This is a genomic window from Rhodoferax sp. P1_F3 (assembly GCF_056405715.1).
The window spans coordinates 12,783-30,823 of record NZ_JBFUBO010000021.1 but is presented as its reverse complement, the minus strand read 5'-3'; the positions used below and the strand labels follow the sequence as shown (position 1 = coordinate 30,823).

The 18,041-nt window shown below is 57.6% G+C and carries 17 protein-coding genes; 15 read left to right on the top strand and 2 right to left on the bottom strand.

The window, feature by feature from the left end; genetic code table 11:
* The 9 genes from AC1DZ5_RS21075 to AC1DZ5_RS21035 form a co-directional block, all read left to right on the top strand.
* Positions 1–222, top strand: a 222-nt coding sequence (locus AC1DZ5_RS21075; RefSeq protein ID WP_477892694.1) for a hypothetical protein, incomplete at its 5' end; no start/stop codon positions are given.
* A gap of 83 nt (positions 223–305) precedes the next feature.
* Complete coding sequence (locus tag AC1DZ5_RS21070) at positions 306–2,450, top strand: peptidase domain-containing ABC transporter (protein WP_477892692.1); 2,145 nt, start codon at positions 306–308, stop codon at positions 2,448–2,450.
* Positions 2,447–3,805 carry an HlyD family type I secretion periplasmic adaptor subunit gene (locus AC1DZ5_RS21065; protein ID WP_477892690.1) on the top strand — a complete coding sequence of 453 codons (1,359 nt, stop codon included), beginning with the start codon at positions 2,447–2,449 and terminating at the stop codon, positions 3,803–3,805. Before AC1DZ5_RS21070 ends, AC1DZ5_RS21065 begins: the two co-directional genes overlap by 4 nt.
* A 221-nt stretch (positions 3,806–4,026) precedes the next feature.
* Complete coding sequence (locus tag AC1DZ5_RS21060; protein WP_477892688.1) at positions 4,027–5,181, top strand: glycosyltransferase; 1,155 nt, start codon at positions 4,027–4,029, stop codon at positions 5,179–5,181.
* Between the two features lie 17 nt (positions 5,182–5,198).
* Entirely contained in the window at positions 5,199–6,059 is an 861-nt protein-coding gene (locus AC1DZ5_RS21055) for an O-fucosyltransferase family protein (protein WP_477892686.1), read from the top strand.
* A gap of 146 nt (positions 6,060–6,205) precedes the next feature.
* On the top strand, positions 6,206–7,633 hold the full coding sequence (locus AC1DZ5_RS21050) for an FkbM family methyltransferase (protein ID WP_477892684.1): 1,428 nt from the start codon (positions 6,206–6,208) through the stop codon (positions 7,631–7,633).
* Positions 7,633–8,853 carry a class I SAM-dependent methyltransferase gene (locus tag AC1DZ5_RS21045; protein WP_477892682.1) on the top strand — a complete coding sequence of 407 codons (1,221 nt, stop codon included), beginning with the start codon at positions 7,633–7,635 and terminating at the stop codon, positions 8,851–8,853. Before AC1DZ5_RS21050 ends, AC1DZ5_RS21045 begins: the two co-directional genes overlap by 1 nt.
* 3 nt (positions 8,854–8,856) lie before the next feature.
* On the top strand, positions 8,857–9,216 hold the full coding sequence (locus tag AC1DZ5_RS21040; RefSeq protein WP_477892680.1) for a DUF4254 domain-containing protein: 360 nt from the start codon (positions 8,857–8,859) through the stop codon (positions 9,214–9,216).
* On the top strand, positions 9,213–10,166 hold the full coding sequence (locus AC1DZ5_RS21035) for a GDP-mannose 4,6-dehydratase (RefSeq protein WP_477892678.1): 954 nt from the start codon (positions 9,213–9,215) through the stop codon (positions 10,164–10,166). Before AC1DZ5_RS21040 ends, AC1DZ5_RS21035 begins: the two co-directional genes overlap by 4 nt.
* 21 nt (positions 10,167–10,187) lie before the next feature.
* On the opposite strand, the gene AC1DZ5_RS21030 is transcribed toward AC1DZ5_RS21035, so the two are convergent.
* Positions 10,188–11,003 carry a class I SAM-dependent methyltransferase gene (locus AC1DZ5_RS21030; protein WP_477892676.1) on the bottom strand — a complete coding sequence of 272 codons (816 nt, stop codon included), beginning with the start codon at positions 11,001–11,003 and terminating at the stop codon, positions 10,188–10,190.
* A gap of 99 nt (positions 11,004–11,102) precedes the next feature.
* Complete coding sequence (gene fliE / locus AC1DZ5_RS21025) at positions 11,103–11,420, bottom strand: flagellar hook-basal body complex protein FliE (protein ID WP_477892674.1); 318 nt, start codon at positions 11,418–11,420, stop codon at positions 11,103–11,105.
* A gap of 178 nt (positions 11,421–11,598) precedes the next feature.
* On the opposite strand from fliE, the gene fliF reads away from it, so the two are divergent.
* From fliF to AC1DZ5_RS20995, 6 genes are read left to right on the top strand one after another with little or no spacing between them, the layout of a single operon-like run.
* On the top strand, positions 11,599–13,293 hold the full coding sequence (gene fliF / locus AC1DZ5_RS21020) for a flagellar basal-body MS-ring/collar protein FliF (RefSeq protein WP_477892672.1): 1,695 nt from the start codon (positions 11,599–11,601) through the stop codon (positions 13,291–13,293).
* A gap of 21 nt (positions 13,294–13,314) precedes the next feature.
* Positions 13,315–14,316 (top strand): flagellar motor switch protein FliG, encoded by a 1,002-nt coding sequence (fliG, locus tag AC1DZ5_RS21015; protein ID WP_477892670.1) that lies wholly within the window; start codon positions 13,315–13,317, stop codon positions 14,314–14,316.
* Positions 14,316–15,017: a flagellar assembly protein FliH gene (locus AC1DZ5_RS21010; protein ID WP_477892668.1), complete on the top strand. Its 702-nt coding sequence runs from the start codon at positions 14,316–14,318 to the stop codon at positions 15,015–15,017. Before fliG ends, AC1DZ5_RS21010 begins: the two co-directional genes overlap by 1 nt.
* A 1-nt stretch (position 15,018) precedes the next feature.
* A complete protein-coding gene (gene fliI / locus AC1DZ5_RS21005) occupies positions 15,019–16,425 on the top strand; it encodes a flagellar protein export ATPase FliI (RefSeq protein WP_477892702.1) in 1,407 nt (468 codons plus the stop codon).
* On the top strand, positions 16,422–16,880 hold the full coding sequence (gene fliJ, locus AC1DZ5_RS21000; RefSeq protein ID WP_477892666.1) for a flagellar export protein FliJ: 459 nt from the start codon (positions 16,422–16,424) through the stop codon (positions 16,878–16,880). The genes fliI and fliJ overlap by 4 nt, the downstream gene beginning before the upstream one ends.
* Positions 16,877–18,007 carry a flagellar hook-length control protein FliK gene (locus AC1DZ5_RS20995; protein WP_477892664.1) on the top strand — a complete coding sequence of 377 codons (1,131 nt, stop codon included), beginning with the start codon at positions 16,877–16,879 and terminating at the stop codon, positions 18,005–18,007. The genes fliJ and AC1DZ5_RS20995 overlap by 4 nt, the downstream gene beginning before the upstream one ends.
* Positions 18,008–18,041: the final 34 nt, after the last annotated feature.

Genomic DNA, 18,041 nt, shown 5'->3' with positions numbered 1-18,041 from the left:
ATGGCGGCAGCATCGGCAGACGGGGCAGCACCTGCGCCGACACTGAGTCCTGTGGCGTTGGCGGTGACCAGTCTGGCGGATGCGATGAAACAGTTCGATGTGAATGGAACTGCGATGGGTAGCCCGTCACTGGGGGTGCCGACCACGACTACCTTGAAACTCACCGGCATTCAGGACCCACAGGCTGGGGATATGCTGCTCGCCGGCCGCGATTCAAAATAGCGGCAATTCTCGCCCCAATTGAGGGGTTTGCGCCGCCAGTGCCATGTTGAAATAGTTGATCCCAAGTTGGGCTATCAACAACAATGGCAGATCGCTTTCCTCATACGACCATTCAGTGCTTGGCCGCAGTTGCGCAGCACCACCGGTTGCCAATCAACCCTGAGCGTCTCATCGAAGACTACGCTCTGGTGGGTGAAGAGCCGTCTGTTGCCACGGTGCTGCGCATTGCTGCAGACATCGGTTTGAAAGCCCGGGTAGACAAACTCAGTTGGGATTCCTTGCTGGCGCAGGGGGGCGTATTCCCCGTGATCGCCAGAATGGGCGACGGCAATTGCGTCATTGTCATGGCGGCGACCCCTAATGAGGGTGGGCAAGTCGCCATCCTGAACCCGCTGGCGGATAATCCAACCGCGGTGCTCATGGTGGGGCAAGAGAAATTCTGCGCCCAGTGGCAGGGTGAAGTGTTCTTCATGAAGCGGATCTACGCCACGGCGGAGGCCAGCCAGCCTTTCGGTTTCCGATGGTTCATTCCTGAAATCCTGAAGCAGAAGACGGCGTTCCGAGACATTGCCCTGGCCGCCATGGCGATGCACATCCTCGCCTTGGCGTCGCCGATGTTCTTTCAGCTGGTGATCGACAAGGTGCTGGTGCACCAAAGCATTTCAACGCTCTGGGTACTGGGCGTGGGGGTGGTGATCGCTCTGATTTTCGATTCTTTGCTCGGATTTCTGCGACAAATTCTGACGATCTCGGCCTCCAACAAGATCGATATGCGACTGACCCGCAGGACATTTGCACATCTGCTGTCGTTGCCCATCGATTATTTTGAAACCACCACAGCGGGGGTTGTGACCCGCTACATGCAGCAGGTGGAGCGGATTCGTGCCTTCTTAACGGGGCGGATGTTTTTTACCGCACTGGACGCCACTTCGCTGCTCATTTTCTTGCCGATCCTGTTTGCCTACTCGGTCAAGTTGGCGCTGATCACCTTGGTATTCACCTTGATGATTGCAGGAGTGGTGATGGCCATGGTGCCCATCTTTCAGCGTCGTCTCAATGACCTCAACACTGCGGAAGGTCAGCGGCAATCCATGCTGGTGGAGACTATCCACGGTATGCGTACAGTCAAAGCTTTGGCCATCGAGCCGGCACAACGCCGTTTGTGGGATCAGCGATCTGCACAGTCAATCAACATGCACTTCCGGGTGGGCAAAGTAGCGATTACCGGAAACGCTATCACCGACTTTCTGGGGAAGTTGTTGCCCGTCGTGATCATCGTCATCGGAACACAACAAGTGTTTGATCAGACTCTGTCGGTCGGCGCCTTGATCGGGTTTCAGATGATCTCCGGTCGCGTCATTTCCCCGCTGCTGGCCATTGTGTCGCTGGTGAACGAGTACCAGGAGGTGGCGCTGTCGGTGCGTATGCTGGGCGAAGTTATGAATCGGCCCTCTGAGGGGCGAGCTGGCGCAGGCGGGTTGCGCCCGGAACTGGCCGGGGAGATTTCGTTTGAAGATGTAACTTTCAGGTACCCCGGTTCCAGTGTTACGGCGCTGGATCGCGCAAGTCTGACGATTCAGGCCGGTACGGTGGTTGGTATTGTGGGTCGAAGCGGCTCCGGTAAAACCACCCTCACCAAGCTAATCCAGGGCCTGTACAGCGTGCAGGAAGGCATAGTTCGTTTTGACAGGACGGATGCTCGCGAAATTGAGCTCGCACATTTGCGCCGTCAGATCGGTGTAGTACTGCAAGAGAACTTTCTGTTCCGCGGCACGGTGCGCGAGAACATCGCGGCCGCGAAACCGGAGGCTCCGTTCGAGGAAATCGTGGCGGCGGCAGACGCCGCGGGCGCTGCGGAGTTCATTGAGCGATTGCCGCAGGGCTACAACACCATGCTGGAAGAAAACGCTTCCAACCTGTCTGGGGGGCAAAAGCAGCGCTTGTCGATTGCCCGCACCTTGCTCACCAAACCCCGAATTCTGATTCTGGACGAGGCGGCCAGCGCGCTGGACCCTGAAAGTGAATCCATCTTCATCAACAATTTGTCGCGCATCGCCGTGGGACGGACCGTGATCATGATTTCCCACCGGCTCTCAACGTTGGTGAATGCCAACGCGATCTTGGTGATGCAGCATGGCAAGTTGATGGACAGCGGTCGCCACCAGGAGCTGCTGACCCGTTGCCAGACTTACCAGCAGCTCTGGAACCAACAGACGAGCCACCTATGAGCAAGTGGTTCTCCAGTGACAAGCCGAAAGCTTCCAAGGGGAAGACGGCGATTGAGTACTTGCCGGATGCAGATGAGCTGGAGAGGAGCCCTGTGCCCCGCTGGGCCCAAGTGACCTTGCGGGTGCTGCTGCTGGGTGTGATTTCTTTCGCTGTGTGGGCGTCGGTTTCTGAGCTGGACCAGGTCGTGGTCGCGCGGGGTGGTCTGGTCAACCCCTTGCCCAACGTGGTGGTTCAGCCGCTGGAGACTTCCATCATTCAGAGCGTGGATGTGCGGATTGGCCAACTGGTGAAGAAAGGGGACGCCCTCGCGACCCTGGACGCCACCTTCATCCAGGCGGATGAGAATGTGTTGCAGCTCCGGCTGGACAGCCTAGAAACCCAGGCCAAAGGTTTGGAGGAAGAACTTTCGGGCCAGGTGGCGGAGAAGCCCAAGACGGGCAGCACCGCGGACGACCAGTTACAGGCCAACCTGCTGACAGAACGCCGCGCCAACTACAAGGCCCAGCAACTGAAGATTGCCGAGTCCGTTGGCAGATTGCGCGCGGCGCTGGCGACCAATCGCCGGGATCAGAAGCTGGCGGCTGCGCGCCTCGCGTCCCTCAAGAACATTGAGACCATGCAGGAGAAGATGGTGGCCCAGAAGTTTGGTGCGCCCATCCAACTCATGGAGGCGCAAATCAAGAGCAAGGAAGTGGAGCGCGACCTGGAGTCTGTTGCCAACCGGGAGCAAGAGATCGTTCGGGAGCTGGCCGCAGCGGAGGCCGAGAAGACGGCCTTTGAAAAAGGCTGGCGCCAAAAGACCATGGAAGACCTGCTGAACGTCACGCGTGAGCGGGATGCCGTTCGCGAGCAAATTCAGAAAGCCGACAAACGTCGCCGGCTCGTCACGTTGACTGCGCCTGTGGATGCGGTGGTACTGGACATTGCCAAACTCTCCCCCGGGTCCATCGTGCGTGAAGCTGAGACATTTTTCACCTTGGTGCCCTTGAACGCCAAATTGGAGGCCGAAGTCCAAATCGACTCCGCCGATATCGGGTACGTCAAGGTCGGGGATGAGGCCAAGCTCAAGCTGGATGCATTTCCGTTTCAGCGCCACGGCACTTTGAGCGCCAAAATCCGGACGCTCAGTGAAGATGCCTTCCGCAGGGACAGTTCCGCCAAGAGTAATGGCGACGTCTACTACATGGCGCGCGTCACGTTGGACGGCGCGGCACTCAAAAACATGTTGGACAGCGCCAGGTTGCTGCCCGGAATGACCGTGACGGCTGAGGTGATTGTGGGCAAGCGCACGGTGATGTCGTATCTGGCATGGCCGCTGACCAAGGGCCTGGGCGAAGCCGCTCGCGAGCCTTGAGGTGCACCACCCTTGGCATCGCTTTGACGGGTATGTTAGGCCACGGTCGGTTGAATAACATTCGCTTTACCCGGCAAATCCGTGCAGTGCCATCCAAGGGGCACAGTAGGATGGCCACATGCAGTTTCCGGGCGACGGGTCGCTATTTGCTATACATTGCATAGCTGTTGGCGCATATTCGACGGGGGCTAGAGCCCAATTTCATTACTAATTTGCAGCACATGAACGCATCGCGACAAACACTGGTTGTAGAAGGCTGGCGTGGCATCAACCACTCCTTTGCCTTGGTCAATCAGTTTCAGCTGCTGGAAATGATTCGTCGGCAGGACACCGATTTGCGGCATATCGATGCCCCTTTCCACTACCCGCATTGGAATCGTGCGGTGAATGGTGCCGGGTTCCATGCCGCCGACGAGGCCGCACTTTCCGGTATTCCCCTGGCCCAGGCTGGGGATGTGGCGGACTGGCAGTTCCGCATCTTCTCACCCGTGGACTTGCGCCCGGCGCAACAGGGGCGCCGGCTGGCGGTTTTTGCAGTGACCGAGTGCGGGCTGGATGCGAAGTACTTTGCCCCTGGCAGTGATATTGCGCAGTTTGAGGCCAGCGGAGGCGTAATTGTTACACCCAGCCAGTGGTCACGCGACCGCATCATTGAGTTTGGTCTCCAACCTGCCACAGTGCACGTGGTGCCCCATGGCGCCAGCAGCGACTACTTCAGGCCCCTGGCGGTAGACACCAATGCGGCCCAGCGGGCAGCCTTGGGTTTTCGGCCGGATGAGGTGTTGTTGCTGAACATTGGTGCTGCGATTTGGAACAAGGGCATTGATGTGCTCCTCAAGGGATTTGCCCTGGCCCGCCAGACGCGCAAGGACCTGCGCCTGGTCTTCAAGGACCAGCGCAATACTTACGGTATTTCGGGTGAGAGCTTTGTGCAGTCCACCCTGGCGGCGGCCGGCTTGCTGTCCAACGACGTGCTCAATGCCATCACCCTGATCCCGGCCAACCTGACCATGGACCAGATGAACAGCATGTACAACGTGTGTGACTGCTATGTGTCGCCGTACCGGGCCGAGGGGTTCAATCTGCCAGTGTATGAGGCCATGGTCTGCAACGTGCCCGTGATCGTTACCGAGGGCGGTGCCACGGACGACTTCGCCCACGGGCCCGGTGCCCGCAAGATACGTTCCACCATGTTCCGCAATGCCCTGGTGCAAGACCGGCACGTGGCTGGCTACTGCGAGCCTGACCTGGACCACTTGGTGGAATTGTTGGTGCAAACGAACGCGAAGACAACTGCTGCAAACGGCTTGGTGCCGCCGCCCTCGATTCACGACTGGCGTGCCCCGGTAGACCAACTCCTGAACCTGATGCATTAACGGAAATGCCCTCGACCATGCGCTCTATCCATATTTACTGCGACGGTGGCTTTGGCAACCGGTTCAATGGCCTCGTGGCCGGTCTGGCCATTGCCGAGCTGGCGGGACTGCATCCCATCGTCGTCTGGCCTTGCAACAACTGGTGCGGTGCCTCTTACGACGAGCTGTTTGCTACGCCAGCCCAGGTGGTGGAGAGGGAGCTCTCATCCTATGCTCCGGAAAAAGACAAGTTTCTGTTCTTCACCATCGAAGACCATCTAGGCGTGGGCTTTCCCTTCCAGTCGCCGTTGCAGATGCCTAGCCTGGACGGCGCGCTGGACTATCTACGCTCCAGCGACAAGGATGTGCACTTTCACACACCACTGATTCCTGCCTTTCTGGAAGCCGCTGTGGTGCACGCCCAGGTGCGCAAGCTGCAGTTTCAGCCTGCCCTGGTAGCCCAGGCCCAGGCGTTCATGGAAAGCCGCAACCTATCCGAGTACTTCGGCATTCACATCCGCAAAACCGACTTTGGCAGCAACGGCTCGGACGATACCAACCTCTACCAATTGGTGCGGGATGTGCCGCACAAGCAGTTCTTTGTGTGCTCCGACGACAAGGATGTGGAGCAGCGCTTCGGCGCCTTGCCCAATGTGGTGATGTACCCCAAGCGTGCCTATGTCGAAAAATTGGTGGATGGCACCTGGAACACGCCTACGGCCGATCACAGTGGGCGGGTGTATGCCTGCAACGTGAACCGCAATGCCATCAGTGTGGAAGACGCACTGATTGACCTGCTGGTACTGTCCCATTCGCAAATTGTCAGCACGTCCAACAGTACATTTCGCAATACCGCGTTGTTGCTGCAGTCGGTCAGACGCTCGGCTGCGGCGCTTTGAATGGCGCAACAGGGCCATTTATCCAGGGTTTTCAAAAAGCAGGCGATCGCCCAAGGGCTGCTGCGCAAGCGATATTATTTTAAATAGGAGTGCACATGAGGAAAAAGTTACTTTTTGTCAATGACTGGCATAACGGAGATATTCATATGTCCCGTCCCTACATTGTTGACATCATGTCGTTCGTGCCTGACTGTGACTTCTTTTATTTTCACAAGAACAATAAAGACATCCTGGCTGATATTGATGGATTGACGTTTTCCCCAGAAAAAATTGCAGCAGATGTTGTGGTGAATACCTGGATTGGTCAGTACTTGTATGCTGGTAGAGCGGATCTGTATTCAGGATGCAATTTCCAGGGCTACCACCAGGTGATGACCGAGGTATATCGGCAGAACGGCTGGCTGGATCGACTGAAAGACGTGACGCATTACATGCCGCGCATTGACTATAAAAAACTGAATACTGGAAAAATTGATGCCTTTTTCCACCAAAATCAGAAGCCTTCGATATTGATTTGTAACAATGAAACCAAGTCGGGTCAGTCGCAGGAGTTGGATTTCTCAAGAATCATCCGTGAAGTCGCGCTGGCCAAGCCGGATGCCAATATTTTTGTCACAAACCCTGATTCGGCTGTAACGGACTTGCCAAATGTCCTTTTCGTAAGTGACTTCACTAATTACGAGGAGACGGGGTTCGATTTAAATGAAATATCCTATCTCTCGACCTTTACACAGCTGATTTTCGGAAGATCGTCGGGGCCGTATAGTTTTTCAGTGGTCGACGAAAATATCATAAGCAACCGGTACGTATGCGTAACCAATAGCGTTCGCGATGTGTGGAATATGCCGGGAGTGGGCTACGTTATTTGGACCAATACCGCAGACCCTGTCGCCTTGGTAAAGCTGGTACTCGATGAGTTTGAAAAGGCGAAACATTTGCGCAAGCAGAAAGATATGTTCTTCGGGCAATTCAATCCGCCAGTGGACTTCTTTATCAAGGGATACTTCCCGAACGGACATGTGGGACGATGCATTGAGGTCGGCGCCGTTGACGGCGTGTTCCTTTCCAACACCTACCATTTCGAACTGAATGGATGGGAGTCCTTGTGCGTCGAACCCATTCCCAAATATTTCGAATCTCTGCGGCGCAACCGGAAGAATGCGGTCTGCTTTGCCGCAGCCAATGAGAACTCCGACGATCGGGAATTCACTGTCTTTACGATGGCAAACTCCAACCAGTCCTCTGTGAGTGGATTGGCGGTGGACACTCGCCTGCTGGAGGCGCATGAAGTCTATAAGCCGATCAAGGAGACCATATCGGTCAAAACCAGACGCCTGGATTGGATTATCGACAACCACTTCAAGGGTGGTCCCATCGATTTCATTTCCATTGATACCGAAGGCAATGAACTGGAAGTCTTGAAATCCATTGATCTTGATGCCTATGGGGTCAAGTTGCTGATCATTGAGAATAATTACAATGATCCGATCATTGAACAGTACCTGAGTGGCTTTGGATGGCGCAAGGATAAACGCGTCGAAGTCAACGATTTCTACATTAAAGGAGCGAAGTGATGAGTGAACTTTTTTCCCTGGGAGAGTTGTACGTCTCCGACTTTTTGGCTCCTCAAGAGACTCCCCGGGGCGTTCCTGTTGAGATGAAGCTCATCTTCAATGAGGAATATGGAAATGTCCGGCTCCAGGAGATTGCGCCTCAGGAAATCATGTATGGGAAATACTGGTATCGCTCCGGTTTGAACAATACGATGAACGAAGAGTTGCGTGGCATCGTTCAGTCCATTTGCAAGTACATCAAATACAAGGAAAACGACTTGTGGATTGATATTGCCTGTAATGATGGAACGCTGTTGAGCCATGTGCCCCAAGGTTTTATCAAGGTGGGCATAGATCCGGCCGACGATTCCTACCGCAATGAATCCAGCAAAGTTGCGGATTTGATCATCCAAGACTATTTCACCGCATCGGTTTTCAAGCGATCCAGGTTTGGAGGCGAGAAAGCGAAAGTCGTCACTTCCATCGCCATGTTTTACGACCTGGAAGACCCTGTGTCGTTCGTCAAGGATGTCAATGAAGTTCTGGATGCTGATGGCCTTTGGGTTCTGCAGCTTTCCTATACGCCGCTCATGCTTCAGCAGGTTGCCTTCGACAATATCTGTCATGAGCATGTCTACTACTACGCCTTGAAGGATTTGTCCAAAGTCCTGGCCTTGGGCGGATTTGAAGTCGTGGACGTTGAGCTGAATGACGTGAATGGCGGTTCTTTCCGCGTCTACGCCATGAAGAAAGGGGCCAACAAAAGCTCCTTCGGTACCCAGCCTTGCCGAGACGTGGCGCAATTTCGCGTTGCGTCGCTTCTCGCCTACGAAGAAGCGGGCGAGTTCATGACGAAGAAATCATGGGGCGCCTTTTTCGACAAAATTACTGCGCTCAAAGAGGATGTTCGCAAATTTATTTTGCAGGCCAAGTCAGAGGGGAAAACTGTCTGGGGCTATGGAGCGTCCACCAAGGGAAATACATTGCTGCAGTATTTCGGGCTGGACCACACGATGATCGACGGCATTGCCGAGCGAAGTGTCCATAAATATGGTCTGAAAACAGTCGGCACCAATATACCGATTTACTCGGAAGCCGAAATGCGACGGGTATCCCCGGATTACCTACTGGTGCTGCCATGGCACTTCATCAGTGAGTTCCGCGAGCGGGAGCGTGATTACCTTCTCAAGGGTGGGAAGTTCATCGTGCCTTGTCCAAAATTTGAAATCATAGGAGCGTGAGCGATGGAAACTCTGGGTGGATTGATTGACAAATTGTCGGTGGTGAATATCCGCATTTGGTTTGCAGAAGACATTAAGCGGGGTAAAGAGGCCACGGACAAGCAAATCGCGGATGCCTGCAAGGTAACCAATGTTGCCAATTCGCAGCGCAATGACCTCATCCAGGAGATTGATGAGCTCATTAACCATCTTGTAACCACCGGTGCACCGCAGCGGCTGTACAAGCAAGGTGCTACCAAGCTTTACGGTGCGGAAGGCCCTGGATTCAGCAGACTTGACGCTGCGAAATTGGCCGCTAACAACCCTGTTGCCGACACTGAAGCTGCGCATGATTCTGAGGCGGCGGACGCGAAAGAAGAATGACGCGTTTGCGACGGGCCTTGGTCCTTGGGGCCAACGGCCAGGATGGCAGTTATCTGGTCGACCACTTGTTGGCAGAAGGTTGGGCCGTCACCGGGGTAGGGCGGCAGGATGTCTCTCGCCGAGGGGCCGAATTCGAAAGCAATTATCGGTACGTCCAGGCGGATATCGCTGACCAGCGATGCATCTTCGACCTGCTTGCTGACCTGTCCCCCGACTATGTTTTTCACGCAGCGGCCACGCACGGAATGGCGGGGTTTGTATACGAAGACGTTTGGGACAAAGTCCTTCAGGTCAACACCCAATCCGTGTTGGCAATTCTGGAGTATTTGCGTAGAAATAGTGACTGCGGTCTTTGCTACATCAGCTCGTCCAAGGTATTCGGTGCCCTGGATGGGACGCAAATCAACGAGATGTCGCACAGGCATTCGAACTGCCTGTACACCATCTCGAAGAACACATCCCACGACCTCATCAACTATTACCGGGCCAAGCATGCGGTCAAAGCCTCCGTGGCCTGGACGTTTAACCATGAGTCTCCCAGAAGGGGGGCTGAGTATTTCATTCCTCGCCTTGCGCAGGCCTTGGTCAATGCGGAGTTGAATCCCTCGCATCATGAGACATTTGAGCGATTGGGGTTCTGGGGCAATTGGGGCTCTGCCTCTGAATACATGCAGATTCTGGTGGATTTAGCGGATCGACAGGTATTTGACGACTTCATACTGGCGTCGTCCCATACAGTGTGGGCAGAGCATCTGGTGCACGAACTCTTTGCGGCGCGTCAGCTTGATTGGAAACATCACATCCGCGTTAAAGCACCAAGTGAAGAAATCCCTCCGCCACCCTTTTCAGTCGATTTGTCGAAAATCCAACGATTGAGCGGGCGTGCGCCGCTCCAGAGCGCACGCGATGTAATTGAGGAAATCGTTCGGTCCTTGCAGCAGAGGCGATAAAGCATCCACTGACGCCGGTGCCTAGCGCTTTATGGCGAAGAACGTGTGGGAGTGAAATCGCTGGTGCAGGCCGCCGGTTTGGCCATCTTCGATGATTTCCAGAATTTCCATTCCATGACTCTGCAGTAGCTTCAGGATGAACCGCATGGGCAGGCAGTGCAGACTCCAGCTTTCAAATGCTTCTTTGTGCAGGTTTAAGTGGAAAGGGATTTGGTAGCCGTATCCGGGGTTAAAAGTCGCTGTCTGGAAAAACGCCACACCGCCTGGATTGATGTTGCGCAGGATGCAGTCCAGCAGGTAATGCTGGACGGGCGGCGGGTTGTGCTGCAACACAATCACCGAGACGAACGCATCGATTTCGTGCACAGATTCAATGTGCGCGGGCGATTGCAGCAATAGACGCTCCACGTTGGTGATTCCTGCGGCATTCAGGCGTTTCTCGCATTCCGCCAAGTTGCCTGGCGAGATGTCCGCCGCGACCACCTGTCCGAACAGGGGAGAAAGGGGTTTGGTAATGCGGCCCACTCCACAGCCCAACTCCAAACATTTGCCTTTGGGTAGCGCCACCTGATTGCGTTCTGCCACCACTTGCAAACGGCGGACAACCTCCGTGCCGGAGGCCTCCAGTAAATGCATGTTCTCCTCGATGTTGCCTTTCATAAACTTCTCGTCCGACAACACTGACGCAAAGGGTTCACTCTCGCCGTAGCCAGTCCATTGGGTCTGGAGGCGGTCGAATAGAGCCCGGTGCTCCTCCGCGCTCATTTGCACCTGTACGGACCGCCCCTCATGGTCAAAGCTGGTCGCAAGGTAGTCCTGAATCAGGCTCTCTGACATGGTGATCTCCGGATGTTTTGCTATTGAAATAGTAGCTGCTGGCGCATATTCTGCGGGGGCTAGATGTTTATTTCTTTATGAGTTAGGTGTGGCAGGCGTCTACACCTGCATGTTCATAATGTCGGTATAAGCCTGCACCATGCGGTTACGCACGTGCAGCGTGGCCTGGAAGCCGATCTGCGCTTTCTGGATGGCCACCATGGTTTCTTCCAGGCTCACCTTGGGGTTTTCCATCTGCACTTCCTGCTGCAGGCGGGTGGATTCGTTCTGGGCTGCGCTGACCGAGCTCAGCGCGCTTTTGAGTGCCCCAGAGAAGCCACCACCCACTCCTTCCGACGCGGTCGAGGCCGCAGGCCGCACCCCGGTGTTGGGGCGGATCGTGGTGGGCATTGATACGGGGTTCAGTTTGAGGTCCATGCTGGTTCTCCCTTGGAGATTGGGGGTGCAGCGATCCTATAACTGGGGGTGATGCAGCATTATTTTGAATTGGTAGGTAAAGCGGGTGCTTATCGTCCTAATGTTTTCGGGGGGGGGGTCGAATAATCAAGCCCATTCAAGAGGCGAACTTGCGCCCCAACGAGCCGGAAACACCCACATGCCTGCAGTAGCCACCATCCCCGTGAACCCGACCATAGGCCAGCGCCTTGCTGCCTTGGACCAGGGGCAGCGGCTGCGCCTGGCGCTGGGGGTGGTGCTGTTTGTGGCTATTGGCGTGGTGGGACTGGTCATGGGCCGTCAGGCCGAATGGCGCGTACTGTATTCCAACCTGGCGGACAAGGATGGCGGCGCCGTCATTTCCCAGCTGACCACGCTGAACATTCCCTACAAATACACCGAAGGTGGCGGCTCCATCCTGGTGCCCGCAGACCGGGTGCACGATGTGCGCCTGAAGCTGGCGTCCTTGGGGCTACCCAAAGGCTCGGTCAATGGCTTCGAGATGATGGAAGCCAACCGTTTTGGGATGACCCAGTTCCAGGAGCGACTGACCTTTCAGCGCGGACTGGAGGGCGAGCTGACCCGCTCCATTCAGGCCCTGTCTTCTGTTTCCAGTGCTCGCGTGCACCTGGCCTTGCCCAACCAGAACGGTTTTTTCCGCGAACAGCAAAAACCGTCCGCATCGGTGTTGCTGAGCCTGCACCCTGGTCGCACGCTGGACCGCACCCAGCTCGCCGGGATCGTGCACTTGGTCGCGTCAAGCGTGCCAGAGATGAACCCGTCGGCCGTCAGCGTGCTGGACGACACCGGTAAGCTGCTGTCCCAGACGGATGGTTCGGGCTTGGCCGGTGTGGATGCCGAGCAGTTGCAATATGTGCAACAAATCGAGCAGCTCTATAGCCGTCGCATCCTTGATATGCTGGAGCCGCTGGTGGGCAAACAGAACGTCAAGGCCCAGGTCACCGCAGAGTTAGACTTCTCCCAGACCGAATCCACTACCGAGTCGCACAAGCCCAACCAGACCCCCGACAGCAGCGCCGTGCGTAGCCAGCAACTGGTGGAGAGCACCAATGGTGCCCAGTCTGGCCCTCCCTCCGGCGTACCTGGCGCCACTACGAACCAGCCGCCGGCCCAGCCCTCGGCCCCCATCAATGGCCAGCCACAGACCGTAGCCGCCAGCGGTCAGTCGGGTTCGGGCACGGGGTCCGGTTCCTCGTCCAAGAAAGAGTCCATCATCAATTACGAGGTGGACAAGACGGTGCGGGTAGTTAAGGGTGCAACAGGTGTCATCAAACGCATCAACGCTGCGGTGGTGGTGAACAACCAGAACTCCACGGACGACAAGGGCAAAACCACCAGCACGCCATTGACCGAAGCACAGATTGAAAAAATGACCGCGTTGGTCCGTGAATCCGTGGGCTTCAGCCAGGAACGCGGTGACTCGGTCAATGTGGTGAACGCGGCATTTGCGGCGGACAAGGTGGACGCCACGGATATTCCGCTGTGGCGCCAACCCGAAGTGGTGGATCTGGCCCGCAGCATGGCTTGGCCACTGGGCACCTTGGGCCTGGCTGCCTTGGTACTACTGGGGGTCATTCGCCCTGCCATGAAGTCGCTGGCCCAGCCACCGCGCGGCGCCGATCTCGACCTGGACCGTTCCGGGCAGTTGGACGCCCTGGAGGCTGACCAACCAGATCGCCCCCAATTGACCGGCTACGGCGCCACGTCCACCGACCCCGCACAGGCCACGGCTGCCGAGCTGCGCCTCGAAGACGCCCGCAAGCTCACCCGCGACAACCCTGCGGCGGTGGCCAATATTGTCAAAGCATGGATGAGCGGAGAAGCACCGGCCTAACGGGCGGAGCAAAATACCACCATGGCAAACGACGACGGACTCCAAGACGCGGCAATCCTCATGATGTCTCTGGGCGAATCCGAGGCATCGGAGGTGTTCAAACACCTGTCGCCCAAGGAAGTACAGCGCCTGGGTGAGGCCATTGCCAAGACCACCCAGCTCTCCCGCGAGCGGGTGGACGAGGTGGTGGAAAAATTCACCGGGGTTGCAGCATCGCAGAGTCTGCTGGTGTCCAACTCCGGCGACTATGTGCGCTCCGTGCTCAAGCTGGCTTTGGGCGATGACAAGGCCGCGCTGCTGATCGACCGGATTTTGCAGGGGGGCGATGTCTCCGGCATTGAAAGCCTGAAGTGGATGGACCCGCTGTCAGTGGCCGAACTGCTGCGCAACGAACACCCACAAATCGTGGCCGCCATTCTGGTTCACCTGGACTATGACCAGGCCGCCGATGTGCTCAAGCATCTGACCGAGCGCCAGCGCAACGAAGTGATGCTGCGCGTGGCCACCATGGAAGGTATCCAGCCTACCGCTCTGAAAGACCTGAACGAGGTGCTGTTCAAGGTGCTGGCCGGTGGTGACAAGATTCGTAAGTCGTCTTTGGGTGGTATCAAGACGGCCGCAGAAATGATCAATTTGATGGGTACCGTTATCGAGGGTACGGTGATCGAATCCATCCGCAGCCATGATGCCGATTTGGCCCAGAAGATCATGGACAAAATGTTCGTGTTCGACGACGTGATCAAGCTGGACGACAAGGCCATCCAGATGGTGCTCAAGGAAGTGTCCTCCGATGTGCTGATCGTGGCCTTGAAAGGCGCGCAGCCAGAGCTCAAGGAGAAGATCCTCTCCAATATGTCGACCCGTGCGGCAGCCACTCTGCGCGAAGACCTGGAGTCTCGTGGCCCCATGCGCTTGTCCGAAGTCGAGGCGCAGCAGAAGGAAATCCTCAAGACCGTGCGCCGCCTGGCGGACGAAGGGCAAATTGTTATCGGCGGCGGAGGTGGCGACGACGCCATGGTTTGATGACGCGCAGCCAGCACTCCCGTTTCATCCCCGGCGAAGAAGTCGGGACCGTTACCGAGTGGGACTTTGGCGCGGTCGACCAGACGTCGGTGCGGTTTGCAGCCAAGCTCAAGGCGCAGGCCCAGATCGAAGAGCAGGCCAAGGAAGAGAATGTTCGCAAGGCCGGATTTGCCGATGGCTATTCCCAAGGCTATACGCAGGGCCATGCCCAAGCGACGCTGGAAGGCCAGCGCCAGATTACCGAATACATCGCCACCCAAGGGCAGGAGACTGCCCGCACCTTTGGCCAGTTGTTTGAAACCGCCAGCGCCCAGCTGGCCGAGTCCGAGCAGGTGATGGCCAAGGGGGTGTTGGAGCTGGCTTGCGAGGTGGCGCGGCAGGTGCTGCGCCATGAAATGTCCACCAACCCCAATGCACTGCAGCCCGTGGTGCGCGAAGCGCTCAGTGTGCTGGCCATTGACAGCAAGGCCGCGCTGGTACGGCTCAACCCGCTGGACATGGAGGTCTTGGCTGAGGTACTGCGACAGGAGTTTTCCAGCCTGTCGTTGACCCTGTTGCCCGACAGCTCTATGACCCGCGGTGGCTGCCTGGTCGAATCCGCAGGCACTGTGGTGGACGGCACCGTGGAAAAGCGCTGGAAGCGCGCCGTGGCCAGTCTGGGCCTGGACAGTGCATGGGAGGACGACCATGACGCAGCATGACATGGCGCCTACCAAGTGGCAGTCGTTTCTAGACGATGCCCGCTCGCAGGTGTCCCAAGACTCCACGCTGGAGGTGCGTGGCACCCTTACACGATTGACCGGCTTGGTACTGGAAGCCAGTGGCATTCGCGTGCCGGTGGGCTCCCAGTGTGTGGTGACGATGAAGGCGCGCCCCTCGGTACTGGCCGAAGTGGTGGGCTTTTCGGGCGACAAAGCGTTTTTGATGCCCGCTGGCGATGTGCACGGCCTCTCCAGCGGCGCAGGCGTGGCGCCTGCTGCCGCCTATGTGCCGGTGCCCCGCCTGGGCGAGGCCGCGCTGCCGCCTGACTTGGCTGCGGCAGGTATGTTGCGCCTGCCTCTGGGCGATGGCCTGCTCGGCCGGGTGGTGGATTCGCAAGGCAACCCCATGGACCGCATGGGCCCGCTTGTTGAAGTGGTGTCCAAACCGCTGGACCGCAAACCGATCAACGCCATGGACCGTGCCCCGGTGCGTGAATCGCTGGATACGGGCGTGCGGGCGATCAATGCCTTGCTGACCGTGGGGCGTGGTCAGCGCTTGGGCCTGTTTGCGGGCTCTGGTGTGGGCAAGAGCGTGCTGCTGGGCATGATGGCTCGCTACACCCAGGCCGACGTCATTGTGGTGGGCCTGATCGGTGAGCGGGGCCGTGAAGTCAAGGAATTTATCGAAGACATCTTGGGTGCCGACGGCCGTGCACGCTCGGTGGTGGTGGCGGCTCCTGCCGATGCCCCGCCGCTGCTGCGCATGCAAGGGGCTTCGTATGCCACGGCGATTGCCGAGTATTTTCGTGACAAAGGGCAGCATGTGCTGCTGCTGATGGATTCGCTCACCCGCTATGCCATGGCCCAGCGGGAGATTGCGCTAGCAATTGGCGAGCCGCCGGCCACCAAAGGCTACCCGCCCTCATGCTTCGCCAAGCTGCCGCAGCTGGTGGAGCGCAGTGGCAATGGCTTGCACGGTGTGGGGTCGATCACCGCGTTCTACACCGTTCTGTCGGAGGGTGATGACCAGCAAGATCCTATTGCCGATGCGGCACGTGCCATTCTGGACGGGCATATCGTGTTGTCGCGCAGCCTGGCAGAGGCGGGGCATTATCCCGCAATCGATGTGGAACAGTCGGCATCGCGCGTCATGCACAACGTGGTGTCGCGCGAACACTTTGAGCTGGCACGGCGTTTTCGCAGCCTGTATTCCCGCTATGAGAAGGGCCGAGATCTGGTGCAGATTGGTGCCTATGCCCATGGTTCAGATCCCATGCTGGACGAGGCAATTGCCCTGCAGCCGGGCATGCACCAGTTTCTGCAGCAAGATATGTTCGAAGCGGCATCGTTGGAAGCCGCATGGCAAGACATGGCGGCCAGCACCTCGTTAATGCAGGCGGGCGCATGAAAGGCTTCCTCCTAGCCATTGAGCTGGCGGAGCGCCAGCGCGACGAGCGCGCCAAGCAATTGGCTGAGGCGCAGCGCAACCTGATATTTGGGCGGCAGCAGATGTCGCAGTTGCAAACCTATGCCGCTGACACGGATGCCCGTTGGACCGGAGCCGCTGCGGTGGCCTTGTCTGCGGAGCTGGTGCGGCACCACTACCAATTCATGGCCCGACTGCAACAGGCCATCGGCATGCAGGAGGGCGCCATCGTCAACCTGCTGCGTCTGGAAAGTGTTGCCAAACACGCGTTGCTGCAGGCGGAGTGCCGCGTGACCGGTTTGCAGCAGGTGCTGCGCAGGCGCCAGGCCCAGGCCGCGTTGCTGGAGCAGCGCCGCGAGCAAGCGCGCATGGATGAAATGGCCGCTTTGCTGTACGCCAGAAACCGCAATACCCCAGCTTTCGGAGATACACGATGACCATTGAAATGAGCCCCAAAGCAAGCCCAGTGAAGCCACAGGGGCACGCCGCCAATGGAAAGCCACGCGGCACCGGAGGCACGCAGGAGGAAGGTGCGGGAAACGGATTCTCTGCATTGCTGGCCGCTGCCGATGACGACGAAAAATCAGACTCCTCCAGCACAGCGGCAAATGGGCAAGATGACGCTTTGCTACAGGCGTCTGCCCTGCCACAGGCGGACTTGGCCCCGGGTACGACGCTAGATACGCCCGTTGTAGACGCCAGTGCGTTGTTGGCACAAGCCCTGGCACTCAATCCCGCGCAGCCTGAGGGTGGTGCGCTACGTGCTGCGGGCAAGCATGCTGTGGCGACTGTGGGTTCGGGTCTTGCCGATGCGGGTGCCCAAGGGCAGGCCGTCAACCCGTTCAATGCCCACAAGCCGGGCAAGGGGGCAGGTGAGCAGACCTTGAAGCAGGAAGTCGTGGAGAGCACACTGTCCGCTTCGACCCATGCCAATACCAAGTCAGTCGCGCAGGAGTTTAAAGAAGTGACTCCGCAAGACATGTTCAAAGCGCTGCAAACGGCAGTAGAGGCGTTGCCCGTGGCGGCAACTGCCACCCGTGAAAAGGCGCTCGCTGAGCCGGCGGGCGCCAAGTCGGCCCCTGCGGACTCCGCGCCGGTAGGTTTCGCTTCCTCTTCAGGTCCCCTGGGGGCGGATGGCGTGGTTTCCACACAAGCGGCCACCACGGTGGAATCTTTCGTGGCGGAGCAGGTGACCTACTGGATTGGCCAAGACGTTCAGAAAGCAGAACTGAAGTTGGACGGTCTCGGGGTTGACCCCGTGGAGGTGAGTATTTCGATGCAAGGCAATGAGGCCCATGTATCTTTCCGCACCGATGAGCTGCAGGCCCGGGATGCTTTGGAAAATGCGTCTACCCATCTGAAAGAGCTGCTTGGGCGGCAGGGTGTTGTGTTGTCGGGGGTGTCCGTGGGTACTTCCCAGAGTGGGGATGCTTCGGCGGGCCAAGGGCGGCAGCAGCGCCCGGATGGCCGTCGGGGGATGGTGAGCACCCTGGAACCCGTGACCGTAGAGGCCAATCGTCCGACCCGGGTGCCCAATGGCCGAACCCTTGATCTTTTCGTGTGACAGCAGGAATCTGTCAATAATGGCGGGGGACCTG